The 14,706-nt window shown below is 39.5% G+C and carries 14 protein-coding genes; 6 read left to right on the top strand and 8 right to left on the bottom strand.

Annotated elements, in window-relative coordinates; translation table 11 throughout:
- Positions 1–2 precede the first annotated feature (2 nt).
- The 4 genes from I6F10_RS03300 to I6F10_RS03315 form a co-directional block, all read right to left on the bottom strand.
- A complete protein-coding gene (locus I6F10_RS03300) occupies positions 3–1,172 on the bottom strand; it encodes an efflux RND transporter periplasmic adaptor subunit (protein ID WP_197098436.1) in 1,170 nt (389 codons plus the stop codon).
- Positions 1,173–1,458: 286 nt separating this feature from the next.
- Positions 1,459–2,760: a hemolysin family protein gene (locus tag I6F10_RS03305; RefSeq protein ID WP_182194800.1), complete on the bottom strand. Its 1,302-nt coding sequence runs from the start codon at positions 2,758–2,760 to the stop codon at positions 1,459–1,461.
- 147 nt (positions 2,761–2,907) lie between these two features.
- Positions 2,908–3,597, bottom strand: a complete 690-nt coding sequence (locus I6F10_RS03310; RefSeq protein ID WP_002959026.1) for a transporter substrate-binding domain-containing protein — start codon at positions 3,595–3,597, stop codon at positions 2,908–2,910.
- A 129-nt stretch (positions 3,598–3,726) separates the two neighbouring features.
- Positions 3,727–4,836 carry an arginase family protein gene (locus tag I6F10_RS03315; RefSeq protein ID WP_024605708.1) on the bottom strand — a complete coding sequence of 370 codons (1,110 nt, stop codon included), beginning with the start codon at positions 4,834–4,836 and terminating at the stop codon, positions 3,727–3,729.
- 454 nt (positions 4,837–5,290) lie between these two features.
- Here I6F10_RS03315 and udp point away from each other — a divergent pair, with 454 nt between their 5' ends.
- Positions 5,291–6,046 carry a uridine phosphorylase gene (udp, locus tag I6F10_RS03320; protein ID WP_007375563.1) on the top strand — a complete coding sequence of 252 codons (756 nt, stop codon included), beginning with the start codon at positions 5,291–5,293 and terminating at the stop codon, positions 6,044–6,046.
- Positions 6,047–6,136: 90 nt separating this feature from the next.
- Here the strand turns inward: udp and cdd are convergent, their stop codons facing one another.
- Positions 6,137–7,063, bottom strand: coding sequence for a cytidine deaminase (gene cdd / locus I6F10_RS03325; protein WP_024605707.1), 927 nt, complete (start codon positions 7,061–7,063; stop codon positions 6,137–6,139).
- A gap of 136 nt (positions 7,064–7,199) precedes the next feature.
- On the bottom strand, positions 7,200–9,845 hold the full coding sequence (gene ppc, locus I6F10_RS03330) for a phosphoenolpyruvate carboxylase (RefSeq protein ID WP_197098437.1): 2,646 nt from the start codon (positions 9,843–9,845) through the stop codon (positions 7,200–7,202).
- Between the two features lie 120 nt (positions 9,846–9,965).
- Here ppc and I6F10_RS03335 point away from each other — a divergent pair, with 120 nt between their 5' ends.
- From I6F10_RS03335 to I6F10_RS03355, 5 genes are all read left to right on the top strand, one after another.
- Positions 9,966–10,364 carry a thiol-disulfide oxidoreductase DCC family protein gene (locus tag I6F10_RS03335; RefSeq protein WP_024594554.1) on the top strand — a complete coding sequence of 133 codons (399 nt, stop codon included), beginning with the start codon at positions 9,966–9,968 and terminating at the stop codon, positions 10,362–10,364.
- On the top strand, positions 10,361–11,083 hold the full coding sequence (locus tag I6F10_RS03340; RefSeq protein ID WP_197098438.1) for an SDR family NAD(P)-dependent oxidoreductase: 723 nt from the start codon (positions 10,361–10,363) through the stop codon (positions 11,081–11,083). The genes I6F10_RS03335 and I6F10_RS03340 overlap by 4 nt, the downstream gene beginning before the upstream one ends.
- A gap of 9 nt (positions 11,084–11,092) precedes the next feature.
- Positions 11,093–11,701: a flavin reductase family protein gene (locus I6F10_RS03345; protein WP_197098439.1), complete on the top strand. Its 609-nt coding sequence runs from the start codon at positions 11,093–11,095 to the stop codon at positions 11,699–11,701.
- Positions 11,702–11,802: 101 nt separating this feature from the next.
- On the top strand, positions 11,803–13,023 hold the full coding sequence (locus I6F10_RS03350) for a M24 family metallopeptidase (protein ID WP_197098440.1): 1,221 nt from the start codon (positions 11,803–11,805) through the stop codon (positions 13,021–13,023).
- 114 nt (positions 13,024–13,137) lie between these two features.
- Complete coding sequence (locus I6F10_RS03355; protein WP_197098441.1) at positions 13,138–13,797, top strand: DsbA family oxidoreductase; 660 nt, start codon at positions 13,138–13,140, stop codon at positions 13,795–13,797.
- Positions 13,798–13,883: 86 nt separating this feature from the next.
- Here the strand turns inward: I6F10_RS03355 and I6F10_RS03360 are convergent, their stop codons facing one another.
- Both I6F10_RS03360 and I6F10_RS03365 read right to left on the bottom strand, forming a co-directional pair.
- Positions 13,884–14,162, bottom strand: coding sequence for a peptidylprolyl isomerase (locus tag I6F10_RS03360; RefSeq protein ID WP_197098442.1), 279 nt, complete (start codon positions 14,160–14,162; stop codon positions 13,884–13,886).
- A 102-nt stretch (positions 14,163–14,264) separates the two neighbouring features.
- Positions 14,265–14,687, bottom strand: coding sequence for a thiol-disulfide oxidoreductase DCC family protein (locus I6F10_RS03365; protein ID WP_197098443.1), 423 nt, complete (start codon positions 14,685–14,687; stop codon positions 14,265–14,267).
- Between the last annotated feature and the right edge of the window lie 19 nt (positions 14,688–14,706).

Genomic DNA, 14,706 nt, shown 5'->3' on the forward strand with positions numbered 1-14,706 from the left:
CGTTATTGCGCTTGATCGGCTTTAGCAGACGATTGAATTTCAGATGGGTTCACAGGTGCACCAGGGCGGATTTTTTGTAAACCTTCAACTATTAACTTATCGCCATCACTTAGGCCATCAGTAACAAGCCAATCAGAACCAATAGTTCTATCTACTTTTAATACGCGGCTTTCTACTGTGTTGTCTTTACTGACAACCATTGCTGTTGGTTCGCCTTTTGAATTACGGCTAACGCCACGTTGCGGAGCTAAAATAGCACCCGCTTTAACACCTTCCACAATAGAAGCTCGAGCATACATGCCAGGCAGTAATAATTTTTCTGGGTTTGAAAATTTAGCACGCAGTGTTACTGAGCCAGTACTTGGATCAACGGTCACTTCAGAAAACTGTAATGTGCCTTTATGAGGATAAGTAGAGCCATCTTCCATAATAAGTTCAACGTCAGTTTGATTAGCCGAATCGACAGTTAGAGCACCTGATGATATTGCTTTTTTAAGTTGGGTAAGCTCATTACTTGATTGTGTTAAATCGATATAAATTGGATCTAACTGAGTTACTGTAGCAAGTGCTGTACTTTGATTAGCACTTACAAGTGCACCCACTGTTACGCTTGATTTACTAATTTGACCACTAATAGGAGAAGAGACGTGGCTGTAATCGAGATTAATTTGCGCTGATTTTAACTGCGCTTTAGCTGTTAATAATTCAGCATTAGCTTGCTTGTATGCGGCATCTGCTTCATCAAAATCTTGTTGGCTCACGGCTTTAATTTTTAAAAGTTCTTTATAACGCGATGCTTTTGATTTAGAGCTGGCAATGCTTGCCTCTGCGCGCGCTACGCTTGCTTCACTTGCTGCTAAGTCTGCTTCAAATGTAGCAGGGTCTATTTGATACAGTGCTTGGCCTTGTTTAACCTCATTACCTTCAACAAATAAACGAGATTGTACAATACCACTTACTTGTGGACGAATTTCAGCAATTTGAAATGCACTAATGCGACCAGGAAGTTCTTTTTTGAGAGTAAGCGCTTGGCTTTTTACTGTAATTACACCCACTGGGACAGCTTTAGGAGCTGAAGCTTGTGACTGCTCAGCAGCCTGATCACAACCAGTTAAAGCAACAGAACCGACGAGGGCTGACAATACAAATAAAGCGATGCGGGAACGCTGCATGTTAAATACCTTTTAGTTTAGAGTGAACGATCATTCTAAATTAAAATGCGCTGATAATGAATCTTAATAAGGAGAAATTTACACAAACTTACACTATTGAATACAATATACGCCTTAGGTAGCATTTAATGTTAATTTGATGAAAATAGAATCAAAGCTGTTTGAAAATAAAGCAATTAAACAGATTGAAATAACCACTCCTTTTAAGCACAAAACTTTTAAATAGGCACAAAAAAGCCAAGCTAAAAACAACTTGGCTAGTTATATAAACGACTATCTTACTTTTTTAAAGGGGGGTGTCGTTCTGTGGATTAATAACTCTTGAAACTAACAACTGCTCTACCCTAATGCCCTCTACATCAACAACTTCAAACTTAAAGCCTGAAAAAGTTAAATGCTCTGCACGTTTAGGGATTCGCTTCATACTGTAAATTAAAAATCCAGCGACAGTTTCATAGTGCATCTGATCTGGAAATTCTTCTATATCAAGTACCTTTGCTAAATCGGTAATTGGAGTTAACCCATCTACAAGCCATGAATTTTTATCGCGCTCTATAATTAATTCATCACCTTGATGAGTAATTAAATCACCCATAAACCCTTTCATTAAGTCTTTAACCGTTACAATACCTACCGAAAGCGCGTATTCGTTTACGACAACAGCAAATGGCTTTGCTGCGCTTTTAAACGCATTTAAAGCTTCTGATAGGCTTAATGTTTCAGGTAAGTAAAAAACATCTTTATCAATCAGCTCATCGTTTATATTGGCGGCTTCGCCTTTTAGTACTTGTCGTAAAATATCTTTAGATTCAACAGAGCCATGCAATTTATCTAAATTTCCTGACACTACTAAAAAGTGATTATGAGGGTGATCAATAATTTTGGTCGCAATATCATGGCTAGATTCGTTTAAATCAAAATAGACAATTTGGTCGCGTGGCGTCATTACGCTTGATAAAAACCGCGCTTCTAGGTCAAACACATTACCAATGAGTTCATACTCTTGCTTTTGCAAACTACCATATGCAGCACCCGCTTCCATCATGGCAACAATGTCCTCAGTTGTAACGTTGTCTTCTCGCTCAGCAGGCACTTTAAATAAGTGCAGCACAAAGTTCGTTACCCCATTAAAAAACATCACTAGCGGAGTTAAGGCAAAGGTTACCCAGCGCATTATTGTAACGACTCTAACAGCGACAGCTTCTGGCATGATCATCGCTAAACGTTTTGGCATTAAATCGGCGAACAAGATAAACAGAGATGTAATAGTAAAAAATGAGAATAAAAAGCTAATTTTTTCTAAGTGTGCACCTTGATAAAAAAGCACTAAAACACTTTCAACATAAGGCGATAAAGCCTGCTCACCCACAATACCACCCAATATCGCAATCGCGTTGAGTGCAATTTGGATCATGGCAAAAAAAGCCCCTGGATTTTCTTGTAGCTTTAATACCGCTGCTGCTTTTATATTTCCTTCATCTGCCATTACTCGCAGTTTTATTTTACGCGACGCTGCAATTGCTATTTCTGACATAGCAAACAACGCACTGATCAAGATCAATAAGCTAATCCCGATTAAATCACCCATTTAACGCTCCAATAAGTTAGCGCTTTTTTAAACAAAAAGCAGCTGGATTATAATCGGTTTTTTAAACGCAGCAATTTATATTTACGAAATATATTTAAGCTATTAATTTTCAATTATTTAAGAGGTAAAACAGTGAGTTTAAAGTGCTTAAATTTTATTAAAGGCAACTTTTAATTGAGAAACTAAAGCCGGATCCATATTTATATTACAGGCAAAAAATAACGGAGACTGAGTTGTGTTTAAATCAAGTAATGGTTCTAGTAACTCAAGCTTAGGCTCTGTTTTAACTCGATAGTTAAATTGCTTTTTGTTGAGGATAACAAAATCAAGTATATGGTGACGAGTGCTTATGAGTTTATCTATTTTATCTAGGCTATCGATGAGTAATAAATGCTTGCTTTCACTAAAGCCCCTTTCAAGCAAATAATGATGACTAAAGTTATCACGCAGTACTGCTATTTTGTATTTTTTAGCATCATTGAGAGTGTTTAACTTTATACCTCTGGATTTTAGACCATAAATGGCAGAGTCAAAGCTTTCCAGTTCGCCTACCCAGTTAAACTTACTTTCTCTATTAGGTAATCGAACAATCGAAAATATACAGGTGTTTTTATCGCGTAGCGCTGCATTGTAGGATATGGCCCAACTATGCGCCAACATAGTGTAGTTTATACCTGTACCTTCTAGCGCTTTATGAACTTTTTCGACAGAGCGGCCAACGAGTTTGTTATCTTCATTAATATACTGAAAGTCCGGAAATACTTCCGTTACTATTGTAATTTCAGCTGCATCAACTTTAATACAGCTAATGAACAATAAAAAGATCAACAATTTCATCTAGCGAGGCCTCAACCAACTCATTATATGTATTTAATAAATATAGCTGAGGCTTTATGAACTGCTAGTTTTTAGTTATGTAATGCACACTTATACGCTGATAGTGCTAGTATCTATAGCTTCTACAGCTTACTTGTTCATTGCACTAATTAAAAAGGCTGAAATTTTAGCGCCTTCTCTAAGTGTCGTCTCAGAGCTTGATTGACCAACTAAAGAGCTGTCGGTAAATGGCGCTATCTCCATCATATCTGCACCCGTAATAGGAAACTCATCCGCAATGGCTGATAAAATATCAAGCGCATGCTGAGGCGTTAAACCGTGATGCTCTGGCGTACCTGTGGCGGATGCAAATTCAGCATCAAGTGCATCAATATCAAAGCTTACGTATATTTCATCAACGTTATCGGCTTTTAACTGTGCAATAGCGTCGGCAGCAACCGCTGCTGCGCCGCGTTCAATGATTTCATGTGCCCAGTGCTGTTTAACACCAAAAGTATTTTCCCAATGCGCTTTAGGCTTACCACTTGAGCGAATACCAAATTGTATTAAATGATGCGGCGCCGGTAAAAACTCTAGTATATGTGTACACCAAGAGCCAAAGCATAAATCTATGCCTAAGCGCTCAACAAGTAAATCAGTATGCGCGTCAAAGTGAATAATAGCCGTGCGCTTACCTTGCTCACGTTTTGCTTTTAAGTACGCTTTAGTAAGTGGGTAACTAATTGAGTGATCGCCACCAATACCAAATAATCCTTTATCTTTAAACGTTGCGTAAAAACTGTCGCACACATCCTCAGTGATTGATAACGGGCTTACGTAATAGTCGTTATCTTCATCACCATATAAGGCTTTTTGGCAATTAGAAATGGTTGCATCATTTAGGTATTTGTCATGAAGTAAATGTGGGATCACACGTACATCACCTAAATCAAAAGAATGACACTGCGGTTGCTGATCAATTAATGCTGAGCGGACAAACAACGGCCCCCAGTTTGCGCCGCGTAATATCCCACCGCCACAGTCTGAACTAATACCTAACATAACGGCTTTATGTGGTGAGTTTGGTAATTCGTTTAAAGACTCGCGCCACAAATTATCAACGTTTTCAGTTTGTCCATAAAGTTTATTACGCAGTGCGGCTTTGCGCTCTTTTGCAGTATTTACTGTGTATACGCCATCACCCGGTGCGCACAAACAGTGCTCAACTTTGTTTTTAAATGCTTCAAATTGTGTGCTCATAATAAACTCCTTCGGTTTTTATTCTGTACGTAGCTAATTACTTTTGAGTAGTTATGCAAAATCACTAAAAATGCCTAAACTTCAAATAAATGTCACTTTGCTAAATAAGTCAGTGCTTAATATAAGTAAACACGTTAGTTTTTACGTGTTCACTAAAAACTTAAGCCATTGTATTTATTTGATATTAATTAAAATCTGTAATCATCCATTTAATCGTAGTTACGCGCTTGAGTGATACTTATTATGTCTGCTTGAACATGTCAACAGCGCAACAAGGCTACGTATATAAGTACTTGAGTGAATATTCATAGTTGGTGAATAAATCAAATTAGACCTTAAAATTATTAAGGCTTTATTGGAAGAGTTAAGACAAAACGGACAATCGTCCTGTACTTGATAAACGTTTCTAGCAATCATGCTAGATTGACAACAAATTATTATAAAAGGCTTAGCTATGGAAAAGGTATTTCACTTAGGACTATGTATTGACGATCTTAAAGGTGCAAAACTTGCGATTGTACCGGGCGATCCAGATCGTGCAGCACGTATTTCACAATTCCTAGACAACCCAACCTGCCTTGCTCAAACTCGCGAGTTTCATGTTTATTTAGGTCAATTAAACGGCCACTCTGTGGTTATATGTTCTACAGGTATTGGTGGTCCATCTACGTCGATTGCAGTAGAAGAATTAGCACAACTTGGCGTGCGTAAATTTTTACGTATTGGTACAACCGGTGCAATTCAGCCACACATTAACGAAGGCGAAATTTTAATTAGCCAAGCGTCTGTACGTTTAGATGGAGCTAGCCAACATTTTGCACCACTTAGCTACCCTGCTGTATCTGACTTTTATGCAACACAAGCTATGGTACAAGCATGTAAAAACCTAAATATCGATTTTCATATTGGCATTACTGCATCAAGCGATACATTCTACCCAGGGCAAGAGCGTTACGATACGCACTCTGGTTACGTTCCTAAATCACTACAAGGTAGCTGCGAAGAGTGGCAAAAATTGGGCGTGATGAACTACGAAATGGAATCGGCAACATTATTTACTATGTGTGCAGCCCTTGGATTACAAGCAGCATGTGTAGCAGGCGTACTTGTTAACCGTACTCGCCAAGAAATACCAAATGTAGACCACGGTGAAATTGAGCGTAAATCTGTAGCAGTAGTATTAGAAGCAGCTAAAGTATTACTTGATTAATACAGGTTATAGCAGTCAGTGAGTTAATTCGATAGAATGACTCGCTTTAATAAAGCACAGCTCCGGCTGTGCTTTATTGTATGCAAGCCACTATTTAAGTGGTGCGCTAATTACTTTAAGTGCAGGTAAATGCGTAAAACTGGCAAGTACAGCTTTTGCCACTTGCGACTGGTTTTCACGACCCGCTGTTTCGAGCAATGTTATTCCCTTCACCGTACTTTCGTTAAAGCTAAGCCCAGCTAAAAAGAACTGACTTAGTGCACTTTGTAGTGGCGATAAACTTGGACTGTAAGCTGCATTTTCGGCGTAACTTCCGTAAAAATCACCATCACTAAATGTACTTATTTTTACGGCGCTAAAGTTTTGGCTGTAAGGCACGTACGCATTAAGTGCAAAACGCGCAAGGGTTTCATCAAGGTCTTCAGCGCTAAAATTACCTTGCTGTGGTTTTGGGTTAAATAAGCTAAATTCGTTACCTAAATCGGTAGGTCCAAATGAATGCGGCAGTAATTCAACAAGTTTAAATTGCTGATCAGGAAGTAAAATATCAAACTCTTTCGCATCAGCTAGTTCGTTCATAAACTGGCGACAATACCCACAAGGCGCATCGCTAATAGCAATTTTAACTATTTTTTTAGCGCCGTTTAACCATGCGTTATTTATAGCCGATTGCTCTGCATGAACCACTAAACTCAATGCTTGATGATCAAACTCTACATTTGCACCAAAGTAAAAACTTACCTCACCCTTTTCATCAAGTGCTTTAACAATTGCGCCTACATGAAAATCTGACACTGGCGCAACAGCATACTCAGAAGCTAAAGGTACTAAACCTTGTAGTAATACATCATCAGACACATTGAGTTGCGCGCATAACGCTTTAATATTATTAGAATTTAATATGCCACGTTGTGATTTTAATTGACTACGTAATGACGCTGTTTGCGCTACGCTTAATGTGAAGTGCGAATTTGTAAGTGCTGTATCTTGCTGTACAGTAAAAGTTGCTGAAGCCATAATATTTTTTAATTATTCAATGGCTAAGTAGTTTAAAAGGTTAGGGTGTTAAATACCAGACTATTTAACGCAAAAAAAGGGAGCACATCGCGTGCTCCCTTTTAATACCAATAGGTATACCTAACAAAATAAAGTGTTAGCCGGTATTACGCATACCTGCAGCTATACCTGTCATCGTGATCATTAACGCATTATCAATGTCACCTTCGTTTCGTTTTTCCTCTGAGCGAGCACGGCGTAAAAGCTCAACCTGTAATAGGTTAAGTGGATCGGTGTACGGATTACGTAAACTAATCGACTCCTTAATCCAAGGTTGTTCGGCGAGTAGGCTTTTTTGTGGGCTAAGTGATTGCACCAAGCTAATCGCTTCTTGAAGCTCTTTACGAAGTGTTACACCCAATGGTTTGTACATATCTTCCACCAGCGCATTATCGTAATGCTCACTCAACCAGCAATCGGCTTTACTAAATACCATTTCTAGCATTTCTAGGCGCGATCTAAAGAATGGCCACTGTAGGCTCATTTCGTTTAGGGTTTCTGCGCCGTACTTATTAAGCGCAGCTTTTAAGCCAGTTAACGCACCTAACCATGCAGGAAGCATTAAACGGTTTTGGCTCCACGCAAAAATCCATGGAATAGCACGCAGGCTTTCAACACCACCATTAGGATTACGTTTTGCAGGACGCGATCCAAGCGGCAACTTAGACAGCTCAAGCTCAGGCGTTGCCATTCTGAAGTAAGGTACAAAGTTTTCATCGTGGCGAACTACATTACGGTAATGTTCACATGACTCCTCACTTATTAGCTTCATTACTTCGCGCCACTGCGGTTTTGGTTCCGGCGGCGGTAATAAGTTACTTTGTAGTACTGCGCCTGCGTAAATATTTAAGCTTTGCAGTGCTACATCGGGTAAACCAAATTTAAAGCGGATCATCTCGCCTTGCTCGGTTACACGCAAACCACCTTTTAACGAACCTGGCGGTTGTGAATGCAGCGCTTGTGCAGCAGGTGCGCCACCACGCCCTACTGTGCCACCACGTCCGTGGAATAAAATAAGTTCAATACCACGCTTATCAGCAAGCTGCACTAGTTTATCCATAGCTTCGTACTGCGCCCAACCTGCTGCCATCATGCCGGCATCTTTAGCAGAATCAGAGTAACCAATCATTACATTTTGGGTGTTTTTAATGTGCCCGCGATACCAAACATTATCAAGTAATGTAGTAATTACATCACTGCCTGCGTTTAAATCGTCGAGTGTTTCAAATAACGGTGCTACTGGTAAATCAAAGCTACAGCCGCTTTCTTTTAACAATAATTGTACTGCTAAAATGTCTGATGCTGTTCGCGCCATCGAAATAATATACAAGCCAAATGTTTGTTCGTCTTGCTTAGCAATAACATCAAAGGTGTCTAGCACTTCTTGAACATCAGGGCTTGGTTGCCAATGTTTTGGAATAAGCGGTCTGCGAGAGTTAAGTTCAGTAAGTAAAAAAGCTTGTTTATCTTGCTCTTGCCATTGGTTGTAGTCGCCTAAACCTAAATAACGAGTCAGCTCAGAAAAAACATCGCTGTGACGAGACGAGTCTTGGCGCACATCGAGTTTAGCTAAACGCAAGCCAAAGCTATTAATACGGTACAGTAAATCAAGCAATAATCCATCAGCAACTACTTTCATATTACACTTTAATAACGAGCGGTAGCAGACCTCTACAGGGTGCTTAAGCTGATTAATATCGGTAATTAAATCTTGTGAATCGCTACGCTTATTTTTAATTTTAGCGCCCAGGTGAGCCACGGTCTCTGCAACTTGGTTTTTAAGCTTTTTGATCACCGCTCTGTATGGTTCAAAGTCTTGACCTGCCAACTCAATAAGCTCATCACTGGCATCTGACATAGAGAGTTCAGCGCATAACGTTTTTAAATCTTGAATATATAAGTTAAGCGCCATCCAACGACCGTGGTCAAGCACCTCTGCTGTAACCTGCGATGTTACAAATGGATTTCCATCACGGTCTCCACCCATCCAAGATGTGAACTCAATTGGGCTGTAATCTTTTGGTAGCTCTAAACTTAATTGCTCTTTAACATTGGCTGAAAATTCACGTAAAAAGCGCGGAACAGCGTGCCAAAGACTGTTTTCGATTACCGCATAACCCCATTTAGCTTCATCAACTGGCGTTGGGCGAGAGCGACGAATGTCGTCGGTATGCCAAGCCTGGCTAATAAGCTGTTCAATACGATTTAAAATAGCATCTCGCTCTAGCGGTAAGTTATCTTTTCGCTCTAATGACGCTAAGCAATCACTTAGTTCAACATGTTTGTTAATAATAGTACGGCGCGTCACCTCGGTTGGGTGGGCGGTTAATACTAAGTTTATGTGGAGTTTTGAGAGTGTTTCGGCCAAATGATTACTATCTAGCTGGCCTTGTTCTGCTTTTGTAACTAACGTTTTTAATGTTTGAGTGAGAGGGTTTTGTTGACCAAGGCCAACGTCATTAAAACGCGAAACGGTATGAAATTGTTCTGCTACATTAGCAAGGTTTAAAAAATGATTAAATGAACGGGCAACCGGCAAAAGCTCTTCATCACTAAGCGCATGTAAAACGTCTATTAGCGCTTGTCTGTCGTCTTCATTACCACTGCGAGATGATTTAGATAAAGCCCGAATTTCTTCTACTTTATCTAAAATAGCTTGGCCTTGAGCATCCTTAATAGTTTGTCCTAGTAATTGCCCAAGTAAATTTACATTACCTCGCAAGGCGGCATATTGTTCACTCATTTCTCATTCTCCTTTGTTTCGTAGGACACTATTAATATCATCATGAAGAGATATTTAATAGATCCATTTGCAATGTCTTGTCGTAAAAAAGTATATATAAAATAATCACAAAGCAATTACATGATCATTTTTTACGACGGAAACTGCCCTCTTTGCAGCACCGAAATGCAGCAACTAAAACACGCAGACTCTAAAAATCTAATTACGCTTGAAGATCTTAACGCGAGCGACTTTAGTGAACGCTACTCGTATATTGATAAAGACAAAGCAATGAACTACCTGCAAGCCCAAAAGCAATCAGGTGAAATGATTTACGGGCTTGATGTAACGTACGAAGCATGGAAAATAGTGGGTAAACATAGCTGGTTGAAAATTTTTCGCTTGCCAATAATTCGCTTCTTCGCTGACTGCGGATACCTGTTATTTGCTAAGTATCGACACCCCATCAGTCGCTTTTTAATGCCAAATACTCAGTGCAGTAACGGCCAATGTGGACTAAAAGCAAAAGGTGATAAATGAAAACCATTGTTTTATTCGGCGCAAGCAGTGCCATAGCAAATGCATATATAGAACATCTACAAATAAACACGCCTACTCATCAGATTATTTGTATTAGTTCAAAAAGTATTGAATCTGACTCTAGTGTTGTCCACCTGCATACTGACTACACAAAACAAAGTTTAGCGCGTGTTACTAATTACCTGAAAGAGCAAAATGCCGATATACAACAAGTTATTATATTCAATGGTACACTGCACAACGAAACCCATATGCCCGAAAAAAAGCTGGAGGATTTAGACGCTGAGTATTTTAGCCAACTTCTCAATTCAAACACCCTAACTCCCCTACTTTGTTTGCAGAGTATTTTGCCGCTTTTAACACATAAAACGCAGTGTACTATTACAGCACTCAGTGCGCGTGTGGGCAGCATTAACGACAATAAATTAGGCGGTTGGTATACATATCGCGCCTCTAAGGCTGCGCTTAACATGCTATTTAAAACCGCAGCGATTGAGCTTTCACGCCGAGCTAAAAATACCAAGCTCGTTTTATTTCACCCAGGGACTACTGATACTGCGCTTTCAAAGCCATTTCAAAAAAACGTACCCGCTGAAAAACTCTTTACAGCTGAATTTGTAGCTAAGCAGCTTTTTACACTTACTTTTAATAACCTTCATTTAGAACTCAATGGTGAGCCTGCCTACTTAGATTGGCAAGGCAAAACCATACCGTGGTAAGGACCTTTAATGCATTTTACTAAAGAACGCATAAACGCACTTGAAAAACACACTCGTACTCATTTAATTAATTCGCTTTCGGGTTTTAAAAGCGCCAACTTAATTGGCACGCAAGACAAACAAGGCAATACTAATCTCGCCATTGTTAGCTCTGTTATTCATTTAGGTGCTCACCCGCCGCTAGTTGGCATGATAATGCGCCCAAATAGCGTGCCTCGACATACGTTCGAAAACATAATCGAAACCGGTAGTTACACCATTAACCAGGTTAATAAAGCTATTTATAAGCAAGCTCATCAAACATCAGCCCGCTACGACAAAGGCGAGTCTGAGTTTGATGCTACAGGCTTAACGCCTGAATACTTAAATGACTTTGCAGCGCCTTTTGTTAAAGAAAGCCGCTTAAAGTACTCGGTTAAATTTGTAGAAAACCAACATTTAGCCATCAATGGTACAGAGCTTGTAATAGGTGAAATCACTGATGTGTATTTAGATGAAGTAGCACTTCAAAGTGATGGCTTTTTAGATTTACAGGCTATTGAAACCGTGGCAGTAACCGGGCTTGATAGCTACCACACAAGTAATAAACTCACGCGTTTACCGTACGCTAAAAAATAATATGCCCTTTTAAGAGGCTATAAACTAATAGCCTCTTATCGCATAACATTGAATTTTACCTTGGTATTAATCACACTAGCTAAAAATCCAAGGAGAAAAATATGACCACCATAGGTATTGGTACACAATCAAGCGAGCAAGCGCTGGCAAGCCTAAGTAACATGACGCAAACGCTGACCCCTATCGCAGCTGACGAACATTTAGAGCGCATAGCCAAGGCGCAAGCGTATATGCTAGCAAACAACATAGATGCAATTTATTTAAACGCTGGCACCAACCTTACCTACTTTACAGGCATGAAATGGTACGCGAGCGAGCGCATGGTTGGCGCGATATTACCTGCCCTTGGTGAAGTACAATACATTGCGCCTTATTTCGAAATTGGTTCACTAAACGGGTTTAAAGTTATAGATGGACCTATTCACGGGTGGCAAGAGCACGAAAATCCTTATGCACTTTTTGTCGAAGTATTAAAAAAGTTAAACATTAATGAAAACGCAACCATTGGCATTGATGAAAGCGCACAATTTTTTATATTCGACGGCATTAATAAAGCGCAAACGGGTTTAACACTCATAAACGCACAACCTGTAACGGCGCATTGCCGTATGCATAAATCAGTTCATGAACTTAGCTTAATGCAACGCGCGATGGACATGACCTTAGCCGTACATCAAGCCACAGCAAGCATGCTTTATGAGGGAATAACCACCACCGAAGTAGAAGCCTTTATTAAGCAAGCACATCAAAAAGTAGGCGCGCCAGGTAACTATTTTTGTATTGTTTTATTTGGTATTGCAACGTCTTTTCCGCACGGTGTTAAAGACGCCCAAGTACTTAAAAAAGGCGATATGGTATTAATTGATACCGGCTGTAAAGTACACGATTACCTATCTGATATTACCCGTACCTATGTATTTGGCGAACCCACAATGCGCCAACGGATGTTTTGGGATCATGAAAAAGCAGCGCAAATGGCCGCGTTTAATGCAGCTAAAATTGGTGCTACGTGCGAAGACGTTGACGCGGGCGCACGTAACTATTTAGCGGCGCAAGGGCTAGGCCCGCATTACCAAACACCGGGTTGCCCTCATCGAACGGGTCACGGTATTGGGCTAGATATTCACGAATGGCCATACTTAGTTGGCGGTGATAAAACCCCACTTGCCCCAGGCATGTGCTTTAGTAACGAGCCAATGTTAGTTATACCCGATGAATTTGGCGTGCGTTTAGAGGATCATTTTTACATGACCGACAACGGCCCTCATTGGTTTACACAACCAAGTTATAGTATTGACGACCCATTTGGCCTTAACGCTTAAAACTGAATACCTTCAAGAGCAGCTGCTTAGCTGCTCTTTTTAGTTTGGTATTGATAAAGTGCAGTTCATCCCAATATCCCCTGTTATACCAAAGCAATCCTCAAAAGGATAAATATGAAAAACTTTAAAATTGATATCGTTTCAGACGTAATGTGCCCTTGGTGTGTAGTGGGTTATAAAAACCTAGAAACTGCACTAGAGCAGCTCAAAGACGAAATGAGCGCAGATATTACGTGGCATCCTTTTGAACTAAATCCAGATATGCCAATTGAAGGTCAAGACTTAAACGAACACTTAATGCAAAAGTACAACCTAAGTGAAGAACAAGGCGACGAAAATCGTAAAAACATGTTCGAAGCCGGTCAACGTGCTGGGTTTACCTTTAATTTTGATGGCAAACGTATCATGATCAACAGCTTTGATTTGCATCGTTTATTAATGTGGGCACGTGAAGAAGGTAAACAAACGAAGCTAAAGCTCGCCTTTTTTGAAGCGCACTTCACAGATTTAAAATACTTAAATCAAGAAGAAGCGTTGCTCGACGTTGTTGAAGAAGTAGGTCTTGATAAAGAAACAGCTCGCGGTATTCTACATTCAGACAAATACGTACAAGACGTACGCCAAGAGCAAGACAACTTTAAACAAATGGGTATTACGTCAGTACCTACGTTTATCATAAACGATAAATATGCACTTACTGGCGGACAACCAAGCGACTCTTTCATTCAAGCACTAAAACAAATTAGTGAAGAAGAAGCCAAGCAAGACGCTTAATATACAAATAAAGTTTAAAACTAAAAAAGGCTGCTTATTGCAGCCTTCTTCTATATAGCGAAGATTATTTCTTACTTAAAAATAAACTAAGTACGATAAAGTACTTTAATTACATGCCAGCCAAATTTAGTTTTAACTAGATGAGGCTCTAAAATTGCGCCTTTAAATGCAATTTTGTCAAACTGTGGTACCATTTGGCCGCGTCCAAATTCACCTAAGTCACCGCCTTTTTTGCCCGATGGGCATGACGAATACTTTTTAGCTAAGGTCTGAAACTTTGCACCTTTATCTAATTGCTTAATAATATCTTCTGCAATTTCTTTGTGCTTAACCAAAATGTGAAGTGCATGTGCTGTGTTTGCCATGAAAAAAGCCTTTTATACCGTTAGCTAAAATTAAACGCGGCGATTTTAACACAACCTCATAAACCTAGCATCTACTTATACTGCAGTGTATTAACGCCTAATTTATAAATAATGTTTAGCATTATCTGGGTTGGGAATTCTGCAATACTGATATTTTCCAAATAAGGTATAGCGGTTTAAAGCAACCCTATCGTATAACCAATTATTAAAACTATTTGGCAAAATACTAAATACGTTTGCTAGCTTGTATGGGTAACCTAGCTGCTTAACAACATTAAAAAAAGCATGGCTTTGTGTAAATGCTTTACCGTTTTCTAGGTAAACCATTGAAGCATATTCAATTGTTGAAAAACCAAAGTGTGCTAACAACAGTTCTCCTTTTGGAGATTGCACACTGCATAATTTAAAAATAGTCTGTGTATCATTAGCAATAATAAAATTACACCACGCGCTGCACAGCTTACATTGCGCATCAAATAATATAATTTTTTGATTTTGCATTAATATAGCTGCATCATCGCTCATGGCACTTTCCTCAAATTAA

Origin of the sequence: Pseudoalteromonas sp. SWYJZ98, assembly GCF_015864495.1 — a bacterium.
GTDB lineage: Bacteria > Pseudomonadota > Gammaproteobacteria > Enterobacterales > Alteromonadaceae > Pseudoalteromonas > Pseudoalteromonas distincta.